The sequence below is a fragment of the Pseudodesulfovibrio halophilus DSM 5663 genome (assembly GCF_059568665.1).
The window spans coordinates 104581-120033 of the sequence record NZ_JCANTV010000008.1 but is presented as its reverse complement, the minus strand read 5'-3'; the positions used below and the strand labels follow the sequence as shown (position 1 = coordinate 120033).

Annotated in this window: 12 protein-coding genes; 10 read left to right on the top strand and 2 right to left on the bottom strand. The window is 63.7% G+C overall.

Features of this window, described 5'->3' with window-relative positions; translation table 11 throughout:
• Positions 1 to 297: 297 nt before the first annotated feature.
• From BR24_RS02630 to BR24_RS02615, 4 genes are all read left to right on the top strand, one after another.
• Positions 298 to 1029, top strand: a complete 732-nt coding sequence (locus tag BR24_RS02630) for a PEP-CTERM sorting domain-containing protein (RefSeq protein WP_496539956.1) — start codon at positions 298 to 300, stop codon at positions 1027 to 1029.
• Positions 1030 to 1131: 102 nt separating this feature from the next.
• Positions 1132 to 2046 (top strand): UV DNA damage repair endonuclease UvsE, encoded by a 915-nt coding sequence (gene uvsE / locus BR24_RS02625; protein ID WP_496539955.1) that lies wholly within the window; start codon positions 1132 to 1134, stop codon positions 2044 to 2046.
• Positions 2043 to 2990: a hypothetical protein gene (locus BR24_RS02620; protein ID WP_496539954.1), complete on the top strand. Its 948-nt coding sequence runs from the start codon at positions 2043 to 2045 to the stop codon at positions 2988 to 2990. Before uvsE ends, BR24_RS02620 begins: the two co-directional genes overlap by 4 nt.
• Before the next feature lie 3 nt (positions 2991 to 2993).
• Positions 2994 to 5465 (top strand): DUF2237 family protein, encoded by a 2472-nt coding sequence (locus BR24_RS02615; protein WP_496539953.1) that lies wholly within the window; start codon positions 2994 to 2996, stop codon positions 5463 to 5465.
• Here the strand turns inward: BR24_RS02615 and BR24_RS02610 are convergent.
• Both BR24_RS02610 and BR24_RS02605 read right to left on the bottom strand, forming a co-directional pair.
• Positions 5462 to 6007: a DUF3833 family protein gene (locus BR24_RS02610; RefSeq protein WP_496539952.1), complete on the bottom strand. Its 546-nt coding sequence runs from the start codon at positions 6005 to 6007 to the stop codon at positions 5462 to 5464. The two genes, BR24_RS02615 and BR24_RS02610, sit on opposite strands and share 4 nt — an antisense overlap.
• Entirely contained in the window at positions 6007 to 6771 is a 765-nt protein-coding gene (locus tag BR24_RS02605; RefSeq protein WP_496539951.1) for an SDR family NAD(P)-dependent oxidoreductase, read from the bottom strand. Before BR24_RS02605 ends, BR24_RS02610 begins: the two co-directional genes overlap by 1 nt.
• A gap of 72 nt (positions 6772 to 6843) precedes the next feature.
• Between BR24_RS02605 and BR24_RS02600 the strand changes: the two genes are divergently transcribed.
• The 6 genes from BR24_RS02600 (at position 6844) to BR24_RS02575 (ending at position 15446) form a co-directional block, all read left to right on the top strand.
• Positions 6844 to 7389, top strand: a complete 546-nt coding sequence (locus BR24_RS02600) for a DUF2062 domain-containing protein (protein WP_496539950.1) — start codon at positions 6844 to 6846, stop codon at positions 7387 to 7389.
• 80 nt (positions 7390 to 7469) lie between these two features.
• Positions 7470 to 8756 carry an NAD(P)/FAD-dependent oxidoreductase gene (locus tag BR24_RS02595; RefSeq protein WP_496539949.1) on the top strand — a complete coding sequence of 429 codons (1287 nt, stop codon included), beginning with the start codon at positions 7470 to 7472 and terminating at the stop codon, positions 8754 to 8756.
• Complete coding sequence (locus BR24_RS02590) at positions 8753 to 10807, top strand: DUF1365 family protein (RefSeq protein WP_496539948.1); 2055 nt, start codon at positions 8753 to 8755, stop codon at positions 10805 to 10807. Before BR24_RS02595 ends, BR24_RS02590 begins: the two co-directional genes overlap by 4 nt.
• 184 nt (positions 10808 to 10991) lie before the next feature.
• Positions 10992 to 12956 (top strand): amylo-alpha-1,6-glucosidase, encoded by a 1965-nt coding sequence (locus BR24_RS02585; RefSeq protein ID WP_496539947.1) that lies wholly within the window; start codon positions 10992 to 10994, stop codon positions 12954 to 12956.
• Between the two features lies 1 nt (position 12957).
• Positions 12958 to 14244 (top strand): glycosyltransferase family 4 protein, encoded by a 1287-nt coding sequence (locus BR24_RS02580; protein ID WP_496539946.1) that lies wholly within the window; start codon positions 12958 to 12960, stop codon positions 14242 to 14244.
• Positions 14241 to 15446, top strand: a complete 1206-nt coding sequence (locus BR24_RS02575; RefSeq protein ID WP_496539945.1) for a glycoside hydrolase family 57 protein — start codon at positions 14241 to 14243, stop codon at positions 15444 to 15446. The genes BR24_RS02580 and BR24_RS02575 overlap by 4 nt, the downstream gene beginning before the upstream one ends.
• The last annotated feature ends 7 nt before the right edge of the window (positions 15447 to 15453 follow it).

The window sequence follows — 15453 nt, the reverse complement described above, 5'->3', positions numbered from 1 at the left end:
CTGTTTAAAAAAAACCGCTTTTCCAATCAAAATGACATAGCATCCGATTCTGCAATCAATTTTCAATACGTTTAACGAGCATCGCGAATCACGGTCCTTTTTTGAAGAATTGCGTCAGCAGCGAGCAACCGCTTGAATTCAGAACATTTTTATGTCGAAAACTCTTACACGTTCGACGGCTTTCCTAACACAATCCGGCACTCTTTCTTCAGAGCAGTCATTTATTTCAGACAGTTATCGTCTGGCATGGGTTTTGATACCCGCCATACGGTTTTACAAATACAAGGAGGCTGTTCCATGAAACGTTTTGCCCTGATGTGCCTGATCGCCGTCTTCACCCTGACGGCCCATGCCGCAAAAGCGGAAGTACTCACTTTCGACGACCCCGACCTTTCCAGCTGGTATACCGACCGCTTTGAGCCCGCGGTGTTCGAAACCGCCGTATTCGACGGCGACAACCGCCTGCATATCGGCATCGACGGCGCCGACCAGCAGGACAGCAGCTTTTACAACTACCAAGGCAAGAAGCGCGACTTCAACGTGCCCATCGGCTCTTACTCCATCAACGCCGACCTGTTCGTCGACTCCGCATGGGGCGACTCCAACGTCGGCATATGGGGCACCACCTACGACAATTTCGGCGATGTCTCGGGCTATCCTCTCGTGGCCTGGCGCTCCGGAAGCGAAATCGACGACGGCTTCTACGCTTTCGACTATTTCGAGGGCGGCTGGCTCGACATGGTCGCTCCGAGCGACACCGGACGCTGGTACGACATCACCATGAAGTACACCGGCACCAGCATGGACTACTACATCAACGACGCCCTCGCCCTCTCCTTTGCCGATGACACCCAGAACGGCCTGCTCGGAAACATCATCCTGAACTCATACAACTTCGGCGAATCCTACGACGTCTACTGGGACAACGTGGGCGTGGCGCCGGTCCCCGAGCCCTCCACCTTCCTGCTGATGGGCCTGCCCCTGCTCGGCCTCATTGCTTTCAGGAAAAAGCTCTTTCGACAGGGATAAGCCTTCCGACACCGAAAGGGCGGCCCCGGCCGCCCTTTCTTTCGCCCTTGCCCCTACGCAATTTACACATGCCACAGGCCAAGATATCTGCTACGGTCGGGCATGATCGAAAGAATCGGCTTTCCCTGCGTCATGCACGCTCACAAGCGGTCCACCAACCACGGGTTTCGTCTTGCCAGCCTCTCGGAGGAGAAGCTCTCCCGGACGATCCGGACCAACCTCGACGACATGCAGTTCATCCTCGACTGGATGCACACCCGCGACATGCGGCTTTTCCGCATCGGCTCATCCGTGGTGCCCTTTGCGTCGCATCCGGACATGCAGCTGGACTGGCGGGCCATGGCCGGTGACCGTCTGGCGGAGCTCGGCGAAGCATATCGGGACAAGGATTTTCGGTTTTCCCTGCACCCCGGACAGTACAACGTCCTGAACTCGGAAAACCCAGAAGTGGTGCGCAAAACCGTCGCGGAGCTGGACTACTCCTGTACCATTCTGGAGCTTATGGGCCTCGACGCATCCCACAAGGTTATCCTGCACGGAGGCTGCCGCTGCGGCGACATGGACAAGGCCGTGGACCGGCTGTGCATAGAGGTGGAAAACCTCCCGCAACGCCTGCGTTCACGCCTGGTGCTGGAAAACGACGAACGCATATTCACGCCCGAGCACATCCTGACCGTCTGCCGCAGATGCGGGATACCCGCAGTCTTCGACATTCACCATCATCGCTTTCATGCCGGAAAAACGTCGCTTCCCGAACTCATGCCGCAAATCCGCGAGACATGGCGCAAGCAGGACGGCAGGCCCAAGCTGCACCTCTCTTCAAGACGCCCCGACGCCCGGCACGGCGCTCACGCGGACATGGTGGAAGCCGCAGACGTGCGCGAACTCTGCGATGCGGTGCCGTTCGACTTCGACCTGATGATCGAGGCCAAGCACAAGGAGGTCGCCGTCATGCAGGCCATGCAGGCCGCGAGGGACCACGGCTGCCTTGCCGGTACCCGCAGGGAGGCCCCATGACCGCACGCCCGGCGATCACGCTCGGGTTCACCACGTTCCGACCCGAGACGCTGCCCTTCGCGGAGCGCGCCATGCAGGGCCACGCACTGGTGCTGCTGGAAGAGCCGGAGACGCCCGGATTCGAGGCCATGTTGCGCGACGAGCTGCCGGTGGACGAATACCTCATGCTGACGGATTTCGAGTTTCCTCTGTACGCCGCCGAACAGTGCGCGCTCCTCAAGCGGCTGCACGCCGACAGCGTCCGGGTGATGCAGGTGCACCCATGGATGGATCGCCTCGCCTCCATTCATGAGTTCTTCGCCTCCGGCAAGGGACCGGGGGACCTCCCTTCGGGCGGACCGGAGCGCGAGGTCTATGAACGGGAGCGGACATGGACACGCAGCCTCATGGATTATTACGAGACCTCGGCCACCGGTGACTTCGGAGCCATGATCGAAGCGGTCCGCCGGTTCGCCGCCGAGGATGCGCGGAAGATTCGCGACATGGACACGGCCCGCGCGGACGCGGTGGCGGAGGCAGCCGAAGGGGCAGCCGGGACGTATGTGGAGTGCGGCTCCATTCACCACCTCATGATCCCGCTGATGCACCGCCGCACGGGAGCGCCGGGCGTGGTCCATCTCATGGAGGAGGTCTGCCGCTCCCGCCACGGCAGGAGACGGCTGCTTCCCCCGGGCGACGTTCTGACCTACCGTCATCTGCTCCTCGCCCCGCCGGACCCCGAGACCGAACGGCTGCTCGCAGCCCGTGCGCTGGCCTATAACCGTCTGATCGCCAAGGAAGAGTCCTCGGCGGACATGGCGACCTACCCTCACATGCAGAACGAGGCCGCCGTGATCGGCATCGTGGACCGTCTTTCCATAGACCAATGCAGGGAGGCGTGCCAACGCGGCGGCCTTCCGGCGAAACACTCGCCACGGGACTCCTCGGGGCTGAACAGGCAGTAATCCATGAGCACCGATATCCGCCCGCTCGTCGCGACTCCGGCAGGAGAACCGCTCCCGGCTGACGCCGGGGCCAAGGTCGTGAATCTCCAGCGACTGGACCGCGAAGGGATTCCGGTCCCTCCCACGCTGTTTCTCCCGCCGGAGGCCTATTTCGCGTTCGTCCGTCACAACGGTTTTTCCGAGCGCGTGCGCGCCATGGCCGAGGCCGACATGGACGGCCTGCGCTGGGAGGAGATATGGGATGCGTCGCTGGCGCTGCGCAACCTGTTCCTCCGGGGGGAGATTCCCGCCCGAATCGCCGCGGACCTGCTCGCTGCCGTCCGGACGCATCTGGGCAACGGCCCGCTGGCGGTGCGCTCCTGCGGACGGGACGAAGACTCGGGCCTGTCCCACGCCGGGATGCACGAGACCGAGCTGAACGTCCACGGTCGCGACGAAATCCTGCGGGCGGTGCGCCTCGTGTGGGCATCCCTGTGGAGCGACAGGGCCATGCTCTACCGCAACGAGATGGCCCTTCGCGCGGACGCGTCGGGCATGGGCGTCATCCTGCAGCCGATGATTCCCGGCCGCGCCTCGGGCGTCATGTTCACCAAGGACCCGACGGATGAAAGCAGGCTGGTCATCGAAGCGGTCTCCGGTCTGGCCAGAGACGTGGTGGACGACGCCGCGGAATCCGAACGCACGCTGCTCGCACGCTCCGGCGGCGACGTCCTCGACCGCAAGCTCGCGGGGGCGCAGGTGGTGGACGACGGGCTGGCCAGCAAGCTCTTCCGCATCGGCCGCAGCGTGGAAGACATCTTCGGCACCGCTCAGGACGTTGAGTGGACCATGGGCGAAAAAGGCCTGTTCGTTCTTCAGTCACGCCCGATTACAACTTTCTCCGGACGCGGCGATGAAGACGGCTGGAACGAATCGGACAAGCGCCCGTGGTACCTGAGCCTGACCAGAAGCCACGAAAACCTGCTGCACCTTCGCGAGCGCATCGAGTCGGCGATCCTGCCGGAGATGCAGGAGGACAGCCGGCGCATGAAGGCGCTCGACCTCGACGCACTGTCCCCGGATGAACTGAAGCACGAGCTGGCCTCCCGAGAGCAGCGGCTCGCCCACTGGCGGGACGTGTACTGGCGGGAGCTTATTCCCTTCGCGCACACGGTGCGGCAGTTCGGCATGCTGTACAACGACGCGGTGACGCCCGACGACCCGTTCGAGTTCACCACCCTGCTCTCGGGCCAGCATCTGCTGGCGGTGGAACGAAACGCGCTGCTCGAGGACATGGCGGAAATCGTGCGCCGCGACCCTGAACTGGCCGCCGAGCTGCGGGCGGGCAGACTGCCGGAGTCAGGACCCTACTCCGACAAGCTGGACGCGTTCATGGAAACGTTCGGCGACCTTGCCTGCAGCACCTCGTGGTGCGACGAGGGGCCGTGGGGCATCATCCGGCTCACGCTGGACGCGGTACCGCAGCATCCGAGGCCGGGAACGGCCATGCGCTCGGACGAACTGGAGCAGCGGTTCCTGAACGCGTTTCCGGAGCAGCGAAAGGAGTTCGCCGCGTCAGTGCTGGAGCTGGCCCGCACCGGATACCGGCTGCGCGATGACGACAACATCCATCTGGGCCGGATTCAGGCGCGCTACAACGAGGCGCTGGACCGTGCCCGCGCACAGGGCCTTGAACCCCATGAGACCGGAACCGAGGCCAAGAAGGCCATGCCCAAGGGGCTTGCATGGCACGAAAAGAAAGCGGTGTCTGACGAATCTTCGGGATTGACCGGCTGGCCCGCCGCCTCCGGCATCGCGCGCGGCCCGGCAAGGGTGGTCACGGGGCCGAACGACCTTTTCTCCTTCCGCAAGGGGGAGGTGCTCGTCTGCGACGCGCTCGATCCCAACATGACTTTCGTGGCCCCCATGGCCTGCGCCGTGGTGGAGCGGCGCGGCGGCATGCTGGTGCACGGCGCCATCATCGCCCGCGAGTACGGCATCCCCTGCGTCACCGGGATTCCCGACGCCACCTCGTGCATCCGAACCGGACAGTGGCTCATGGTGGACGGGTTCCGGGGGACGGTCATGCTGGAAGAGGAGGCCTCCCGGCCCGAGGAGTCAGCACGGAACGTGCTCGGCGGCGAACTCCAGCCGTGCGGCAGCCGTCCCATGACCGGCTTCTTTCGTCACGGCATCTGCATGACCGGCCCGCAGGACAGCGGAAGCCACGTTGTCTGCGCTCGCATGACAAAGGGTTTTCTGGACTTCACCCGCTCGCGCGGCAACGACCTCATCACCCCGGCCCCGCAGCACGGGTTTCCCGGACTGGTCCCGGGGGACACCTGGTGCCTGTGCGCCCTGCGCTGGGAGGAGGCGCGACAGGAAGGACACGCCCCGCCGGTGCTCCTCGAACGCACCCACGAGGCCGCCCTGAGGCACGTAACCCTTGAGCATCTGCGCGCGCACGCCGAAGGACGCGGGACGGCCTCGGGCTAGCCCTTGTCCCTGCGACGGATGATGGTGGTGATTATCTCGCCGACGCGAAAACCCCATTTGCGCATGGTGCTCTTGTTGACCACCACGTCCGGCTCCATGCGCCACAGCCAGTCCTCCACGGACAGGGTGACGGAGCGGCCGCTCACCGGGACCACCAGCGAATAGTCCATGCGCACCGCGTTGCCGGCGCTCTCCACCACGGCTGTCCCTTCCACGTCGGAGGCCGTGCCTTCGAAGCGCCCTTCGCCGGTCCCGGTCAGCTCCCAGCGGCGCTGAAGTTCTTCGCCGTCGTCAAAGACAAAGTCCTCGGTGAGGACGCCGCGCAGGACACCGTTTTCCTGATGCCACTTGCCGCGCATCACCGCGTTGAAGGACCGGCGCACCTCGCCGCCCCGACTCAGTATGACGCCGTGGGCTTCCAGCTCGCCGGAAAAGAACTCCTGAAGCACGAACGGCGTGCCGCCCGCGGCGTTATCGGATGCGGGGATGTTGGAGCACCCCGCCAGCATCATGGCGCACAAGGGTATGAGCAGTTTTTCCATCAGCCCCTCCTGTTGCGGCTTCCGGTTATGCGCCTGACCAGCGCGTGATAGACGGGATACGGCAGGATTCGCAGCAGCTTGCAGGACCACGAGAACAGCGGCGGGAAATGAATCTCCATCTTCCTGCGGGCCAGCCCGTTCGCGATGTATCCGGCGGCGCGCTCTGCGCTGATGATCATGGGCATGGGATACGGGTTCCGGTCGGTGAGCGGGGTCCGGACGAACCCCGGGTTGATGGCCGTCACCGACAGGCCGTAGGTCTCCACGTCGAAGCGCAGGCTCTGCAGAAAATTGTTCAGCCCGGCCTTGGTGGCCCCGTAGGCCGCTGCCAGCGGCAAGCCCCGGTAGGACGAGAGCGACCCCACCCCGGCAAGATGCCCGGACCCGCGCGCCAGCATGTCCGGCAGCGGGGCCAGCAGCGTGGACATCGCGCCGAAGAGGTTGACATCCATGAGCTTGCGGCATTTCCGGGCGTCGAGCTCGCTGGCGGCCATGTTGATGTGCGTCCCCGCGTTGGCGATCACCAGATCCGGCACGCCGAGCGCCTCCCGGACCTCGACGTAGGCGCGCTTCACGTCCTCGTCGTCCGTCACGTCGGCCTGCACGGCAACCACGGCTTCACGGCCCTTTACCAGCTCCTCCAGTTTTTCCCGGCTGCGCGCCGTGATCGCCACGCGCTTGCCGTCCGAAACAAAGCGCTCCACGAGCGCCTGCCCGATGCCGCTGGTCGCTCCGGTTATCCAGACCGTCTCCACATGTTCCATGCTGTTTCCTTTGACGAAGGTGAGAGGGAATCACCTCCATCTCTAGCATGTTTTTTTGTGCGGAAAAAGATTATGACGGATTTCATGAAATCTTCCCGGAACGAACAGGCGAGCTGGCCCGTCCGGCTCTGGCGGCGGCGCGTGCGCGAACCCGTCATGCGCGAGCTGCGGCGCGGCACCTCGCCGGCCATGGTGGCGCTGGCCTGCATCATGGGCTTCGTCTCGGCCACGTGGCCGCAGATCGGCACCAACCCGATCATGGCCCTGCTCCTGTCCTGGCTGTTCCGGTGCAACAAGGCCGTCACCAGCGGCATCTCGCTGGTCTTCACCCCGCTTCAGTACATGCTCATGATCCCGTTTCTGCGGCTGGGCGAGACCATCCTCGGGGTCGACCATTTTGAGACCTCCGTGCCCGAGATCATCCGAATCGTTGTCACCGACCCCATCGGCTCGTTCGAGGTACTCGGCGTCCCTTTGCTGCACGCCATTCTGGGCTGGATATGCACATGGGCCGTGCTTGGCCCGGTAACCTTTCAACCGGCGCGGGTCATCCTGCGCCGCATCGAGCTTCGCCGCGAGCAGCGGCTCCGGGACGCCGCTTCAAGCCGGGAGCCATGATCACGCGCCCACGCGACGATCTTTCGCAAAAATTCTCCACGGCACTTCCCATATCGGTTTTCCTGCGGTATGGAAGCGGCATGTCTCAAGAAAATATCGATCTCACTTCCGGTGGCCTGCGAGTGGCCGTCATTGGCGGCGGCATCTCGGGCATAGTCGCGTCCCATCTCATCTCCAGACGCAACCATGTGACCCTGTTCGAAAAGGAGCCGAAGCTCGGCGGACACACCCACACCGCGCGGGTCAACCGCAACGGCGGACAGGTGCCGGTGGACATGGGGTTCATCGTCTTCAACGAACCCAACTACCCGACCTTCAACAGCTTCCTCGCCGACCTCGGCGTGGAGCGGGCGGAATCGGACATGTCCTTCGCCTTCCACGACCCGGCCACCGGGTTCATGTACGCGGGCACGGGCATCCGCGGAATGCTGGCGCGCAAGCGCAACCTCGTCTCCCCCGTTTTCTGGCGCATGCTCTCCGGCATCAGGCGCTTCTGCACCGAGGCCAGGAAGGACCTCGAGGAAGGTCGGCTTCAGGGCGTAACCATCGGAGACTACCTTGAAGCCCACGGCTACAGCCGGGAGTTCGAGGACAACTACCTGCTGCCCATGGCCGGCTCCATCTGGTCCGCGCCCGACGGCGAGGCCCACGACTTTCCCGCCGAAGCGCTGGTGCGCTTCTTCGACAACCACATGCTGCTGGACTACATGGAGCGCCCGCCATGGTATTTCGTGAAGGGCGGCAGCGACACTTACGTCCGCGCCTTTACGAAAGAATTCACCGGCGAGGTGCGCACCGGCACCCCGGTCTGGTCGGTCAGGCGCAACCACGACGGCGTACACATTGCAACCAACCACGGCTCCGAGGAGTTCGACGCCGTGGTGCTGGCGACCCACGCCTCGGACTCCCTGCGCCTGCTGTCCGACCCGGACGAAAAGGAACAAAGGCTGCTCGGCCCGTGGCGCTACGCCGCCAACCGCGTGGTGCTGCACACCGACGAGGAATTCCTGCCGCCGCGCGTGGCCGGTCGCGCCTCGTGGAACTTCATCCGCGACCCCGGCCGCCCTGCGGACGCGCCGGTGGGCGTGAGCTATCACATGAACCGCCTTCAGGGCATCGAGAGCCACGAAGAGTACGTGGTTACCCTGAACCCCGTGCGCGAGCCCATCAGCGGCACGGTCATAGAGGACGTGCTTTTCGAGCACCCCCAGTATTCGCTGGCCTCCATGGCCACCCAGAAGGAGCTGCCCGAACTCGACGGCAGCAACCGCACCTTTTTCTGCGGCGCGTATCAGGGCTACGGGTTCCACGAGGACGGCGCCCGCTCCGGAGCGCGGGTCGCGGCGCATTTCGGAGAGGCGCTTTGAACAGCCGCCTGCTGAACTGCCGCGTCCGGCACGAGCGGACTTGGCCGAAAGCCCATCGGTTCGAATATCCGCTCTACACCTATCTGCTGGATCTGGACGAGTTGGACGAACTGGACCGGGGCTTGCGCCTGTTCGGCCACAACCGCGTCAGACTGGCTTCCGTGCACGACGCCGACTACCTCGAAGACGGCCCCGGCACGATCCGCGACAAGCTCGCCCGAATGCTGGAACCGCACGGAATGACGATCACAGCGCACGATACCGTGCTGGTGGCCACCTCCGCGCGCTTTCTGAACTACGTGTTCAATCCGGTGAGCTTCTACTGGATATTTCGCGACGGCTCCCACCTCGGCTGCGTGGCTGAGGTCAACAACACCTTCGGGGAAAAACACGTGTATCCCCTGCCGGGAAATGGCGAAACTGACAGCTTCCCGGCTCAGTATCGAGCCGACAAGGCCTTTCACGTCTCGCCTTTCTTCGACCGCAGCGGCGAGTACCGCTTCCGGTTCGGTGACGTGCGCCACGGGCTGGATGCGACCGTGAGCCTGCACCGGGAAGGCGAAAAGGTCTTCGAGGCATCGCTGGTTGAAGAAGGGGCACGGCAGCCGATCTCCGATGCGACCCTTGCCCGGGTCGCGCTCACCCGCCCCTTCACCGCGCACCTGACCTTCCCGCGCATCCTGTGGGAAGCCGGGAAAATCCATTTCGGCAAAAAGATCGACTATCACCCCAAACCCGCTCCGGCCAGCCCCATGACCATACGCAGCAAGAAATCCAGCTCGGTAAAGGAATCCACCTGCCGCCACCTTGTCTTCCGTCACCTCCGGGCCATGAAGCGGGGCAGTCTGTCCATTTCGCTCCCCGACGGCTCGGAGAAACGCTTCGGCGACGACCGGCCCGGCAGCGAGGCGTCCATGCGGATACACTCGGACGCTTTCTTCCCCATGGCGGCGTTTCACGGTGACATCGGCCTCGGCGAGGCATACAGCGAGGGGCTTTGGGATTCGCCCGATCTGGTGGCGCTGTTTCGTTTCTTCCTCGAGAACCGGCAGGTGAACGCACCGGCGGGAAACATCCTCAAGCGGCTGGCGCAGGACTCATGCGGCCTGTTCCAGCGCTGCCGCCACCAGAAGGCGCCGAAGAACGACGAGGCCGGTTCGCGGACCAATATTTCGGCTCATTACGATCTTTCCAACGAGCTGTTTTCCCGCTTCCTCGACCCGACCATGACCTATTCCAGCGGCATCTACCGCAACCCGTGCGACCCGGACGAGGATCTGGAGCAGGCCCAGCTTCGCAAGAACCGGGTGTTGGCCGACAAGGCCTGCATCGGGCCGGACGACCACGTGCTGGAGATAGGCTGCGGCTGGGGCGGCTTTGCCGAACAGACCGCGCGGGAAAAGGGCTGCCGCGTGACCGGGGTGACCGTCTCCCGCGAACAGTACGACTACGCGCGCGAACGCATCCGCCGCGCCGGGCTGGAGGACTTGGTGGAGATTCGTTTTCAGGATTACCGCAAGCTGAACGAACGCTTCGACCGCATTGTGTCCATCGAGATGCTTGAGGCCGTGGGGCACCGCTATCACGCCGAGTATTTCCGCACCCTTGAACGGCTGCTGACGCCGTCCGGCGTGGCGGTGATTCAGGTCATCACCATTCAGGACCCGCACTACGACCGCTACCGCAGGAGCATGGACTGGATCCGCAAGCACATCTTCCCCGGCGGGACGCTGCCCTCGCTGACGAGGATATGCGCCACCGCTTCGCGACACACCGCGCTCACCGTGCAGAACGTGGACGCCGTGGGCCTGCACTACGCCAACACCCTGCGGCAGTGGCGACGCAACTTCAACGACAACTGGGAGTCCATCGCCCCGCTGGGCTTCGACGAGTATTTCCGCCGTACGTGGAACTACTACCTCGGCGTGTGCGAGGCCGGATTCATCCACGGACATATCAACGACCTGCAGATCGTGCTCTCCCGCGCGGAACCAGCCGCCACCGCACACTGCTGCGGCATTGTAGAAAAACCCCCTCAACACACTGAATAAACATATTTTACACCTTCCAACACCCTGTTGATTTTCACCATCTTCAGACGATTCGTTTTATAACGCGAGATCGTCATCTTTCGCTTGCAATCCTGTCCCCGTTTGTATTTATGCTGAAGTTTGACCCGTCTCCTCCGGCCCTTTGCCGGAGGGCAACCACAGCACGCAACGAAGGGCACGGAACATGCGAAAAGTCCAACGGGAAGACTGCATCAACACCGAGGCGGCGCAGCGCCGGGAGTGGCTCGACACCAACGGCCTCGGCGGCTACGCCTCCAGCACGGTCATCAACTGCCACACCAGAAAGTACCATGGCATGCTCGTGGCCGCCCTGCGCGAGCCTCGGGGCAGCTTCGTGCTGCTCTCCAAGGTGGAAGCCTCCCTCATGCACGGGGAAAAGGAGTTCTTCCTCTCCACCAACAAGTACCCCGGGGTGTACCACCCAACGGGGCATCAGTTCTCCGACGGTTTCGAACAGGGGCTGACGCCAAGCGCCACCTACCGCATAGGCGATGCGGTGGTGCGCAAGAGCATCATGATGGTGCACGGCGAGAACACCGTCCTGATCCGCTACGAGCTGCTCGAAGGGGACCTCTCTCCCACCCTGCGACTCAGGCCGCTGCTGGCCTACCGCGACATCCACGCCCTTGCGCACGAGAACATGCACCTGCGCCCCAAGACCTTCCCGGTGAACAACGGGCGCAAGGTCGACCCGTACGAAGGGATGCCGCCGCTTTACATGACGCTGAACAGAACCAACGAGTTCTATCCCGGCCCGAAGTGGTACAACAGTTTTGAATACCTCAAGGAGCGGAGCCGTGGCTTCGAATATCACGAGGACCTATTCAGCCCCGGCGTTTTTGAACTCCCGCTGAGAAAAGGCAAGCCCGTGGTCTTCGCGGCGTCCACCCAAGAGGTGAAGAACCCCGAACGCAGACGCAGGGCGGAGCTGGCGCGCCGCGAGGAGGAATTCTCCCGCTGCCGCTCCAATCGCAAGCATGTGCGGTTCCTCAAGTATCAGGGACGGCAGTTCCTCGTGCGCAACCGCGACGATATGCCCTCGGTGGTGGCGGGATACCACTGGTTCGGCGAGTGGGGGCGCGACACCATGCTGGCCCTGCCCGGGCTGGCCTTCTGCTGCGGCAGACAAGGCTTCGGCGAGGAGGTCATGGCCGCATACGCCTCCCTTGAGCGCGACGGTCTGCTGCCGAACTATCTGGCCCAGCAGTCCTCGCACATGGCGTACAACTCGGTGGACGCCTCGCTGCTCTTCTTCTGGACCGTGCAGCAATACCTGCGCTTCGGGGGGCACATGGGGTTCGTTCAGGAGGCCCTGTATCCAGCGCTTCGCAACATCGTCGCCGCCCACCTGAACGGCAAGGTGCCGCACTGCCGCATCGACGAGTCCGGGCTGCTGTTTGCCGGGGACGAAAACACGCAGCTCACGTGGATGGACGCGCAGGCGCACGGCAGACCCGTCACGCCGCGTCACGGAGCCGCCGTGGAGATAAACGCCCTGTGGTACAACGCGTTGCGGTTTTTCCTTGAGCTTTCGTCAGAGAGGAGCTCGGTGGACTCCTTCGCAGGGCGGGCGGAAACCGCCGCCGAGGCCGTCCATGCCGCCTTCGAGGACCGCTTCTGGAATCACGAGGACAACTGCCTCGCCGATGTCGCCGGCAGCAACGGGCAGGACCGCTCCATCCGGCCGAACCAGATCTTCGCAGTATCCCTGCCTTACTCCATGCTGGGAATCGAGCGGATGCGCGCCGTGATCCAAACCGTGCAGGAGCATCTGCTCACGCCCTTCGGCCTGCGCACGCTCTCGCCCCGCAATCCGTCCTATGCGCCGTTCTACGAGGGCGGCCCCGACCAGCGGGATGCGGCCTACCATCAGGGACAGGTCTGGCCGTGGCTGACCGGCCATTTCGGCGAAGCCTTTCTGCGGCAGGCCCATGATGCGGCCTCGGCACGCAAGTTCCTGCGCGACTATCTCACGCCGCTGCTCGACGCGTTTCCTGAGGAATACGGCATCGCCTCCATCCCGGAAATCTACACGGGCGATCCGCCCCACCGGCCGGACGGCTGCGTCGCGCAGGCCTGGAGCGTCGGGGAAGTGATCAGGCTGCACCGCCTGCTGGGAGGAAAATAGGATGCGGGTACTCATGTTCGGGTGGGAATTTCCGCCATTCATCTCGGGGGGCCTCGGCACCGCATGCCTCGGCCTGACCAAGGGGCTCGCCACGCTGGGGACGGACGTGAGCTTCGTGCTGCCGCGGCTGGAATCCGGCGAGGACGCCGCGCACCTCTCACTCATCGGCGCCAATCAGGTCCGCGGCACCGTGGGCGTGCGCGAAGTTGCCGAGCTGACCAACCGGGTCAAGGTGCTCGAGGTCCTCTCACCGCTTCGGCCCTACATCACGGAAAAGGAATACCGCTCCATCCTCGAGACCGAGCGCAACCTGCGCATCGAGGACATCGTGGGCGAAATGGAGTCCGACTTTTCGGGCGGCTACGGCGACAACCTCATGGCCGAGATCGTGCGCTACGGCGTCATCGGTGCGCACCTCGCCGTGAAAGGGGACTTCGACGTTATCCACGCCCACGACTGGATGACCTTCCCGGCAGGCATCGAGGCCAGACGCGTTTCCGGCAGGCCGCTGGTTGTCCACGCCCACGCGCTGGAGTTCGACCGCAGCGGCGAGCACGTGAACCAGCAGGTCTACGACATCGAGCGGGCCGGATTCGAGGCCGCCGACACGATCATCGCCGTGAGCCACTACACGCGCGACAGGATCATCACCCGCTACTCCATCCCGCCGGAAAAGGTGAAGGTGGTCTACAACGCGGTCTCCCGGGACCGGCGCTTCGGCGCGCTGCGCTTGCACAAGCCCTACAAGGAAAAGATCGTGCTCTTCCTCGGGCGCATCACGCTCCAGAAAGGCCCGGACTATTTCGTGGAGGCCGCGGCAAAGGTGCTTGAACACTATCGCAACGTACGCTTCGTCATGGCCGGATCCGGAGACATGTTCCCGCGCATGGTGGAGATGATGGCAGACAGGCGGCTTGCGGACCGCTTCCATTTCCTCGGCTTCGTGCGCGGGGCGGACGTGGAACGCATCTACGCCATGAGCGACCTGTACGTGATGCCCAGCGTGTCCGAGCCGTTCGGCATCACGCCGCTTGAGGCCATGGTGCACGACGTGCCCATCATCGTGTCCCGTCAGTCCGGCGTGGCCGAGCTGCTGGACAACGCCGTGAAGGTGGACTTCTGGGACGTGGACCTGCTTGCAAAGAGCATCCTCGAGATCATCACCGACGACGAACTGAGCGCGGAGCTGGCCCGCAAGGGAGCCGAAACGCTCAAGAAGATCCGCTGGGAGCAGGCCGCGGAGCAGGTGATGGACATTTACTCGCAACTGTGCGGAGAACCGGCATGACCTCTATCTGCTTCTATTTTCAGGTGCATCAGCCCGCCCGGCTGGACCAGTCGTTTTCCTTTTTCGATCTGGGCACCGGCAGGCCGTATCGCGACGAGCGGGCCAACCGTGAGATCATGAACAAGGTGGCGGACAAGTGTTACATCCCCGCCAACCGAATGATGCTCGAACTGATCGAGCGGCACCGGGGGGACTTCCGCGTCGCCTACTCCATCACCGGCGTGGCGCTGGAGCAGATGCAGGAATTCAGGCCCGACGTGCTGGACTCCTTTCGGCGGCTCGCCGACACCGGGTGTGTGGAATTCATTGCCGAGACCTACTACCACTCGCTCTCGTTTCTCTTTTCCAGAAAGGAATTCCGCAGGCAGGTGAAGCAGCACCGGGAGGTCATCCGGGACTTCTTCGGCACGGACGCCCGCACCTTCCGCAACACCGAACTGATCTACAACAACGACCTCGCCCGCGAGATCGAGCGCATGGGCTTCTCCACCATCCTCGCCGAGGGCGCGGATCAGGTGCTCGGCTGGCGCTCGCCAAACTTCGCCTACCAGCCCGCCGGGTGCTACAAACTCAAGGCTCTGCTCAAGAACTACCGGCTCTCGGACGACATCGCCTTCCGCTTCTCGGACCGCAACTGGGACCAGTGGCCCGTGTCCGCCGACACCTTCGCGCGCTGGGTGCACTCCACCGCGGGGACCGGAGAAACCGTCAACCTGTTCATGGACTACGAGACCTTCGGGGAACACCAGTGGGCGGACACCGGCATCTTCGAGTTCTTCCGCGCCCTGCCCGACATGCTCATGCAACATGGAGACTTCGCCTTCCGCACACCCGCAGAGGCCTCGGCCATCAGCGACCCGGTGGCGCAGCTGGACGTACCCTACTTCACCTCGTGGGCGGATCTGGAGCGGGACATCTCGGCGTGGCTCGGCAACCCCATGCAGGACGCCGCCGCGGAGCTGGCCTACTCCCTTGAGGACAAGGTGCTTGCCTGCGGTGACGACGAAGTGGTGGCCACGTGGCGCGAACTGCTGACCTCGGACCACTTCTACTACATGTGCACCAAGTGGTTCTCGGACGGCGACGTGCACAAGTATTTCAACCCGTACCCGACGCCGCATCAGGCGTTCATCACCTACATGAACGTTCTCAACGACATCGCCCTGACCATTGAAAGACAAACCGCCGACAAGGCCGCATAGGAGCATC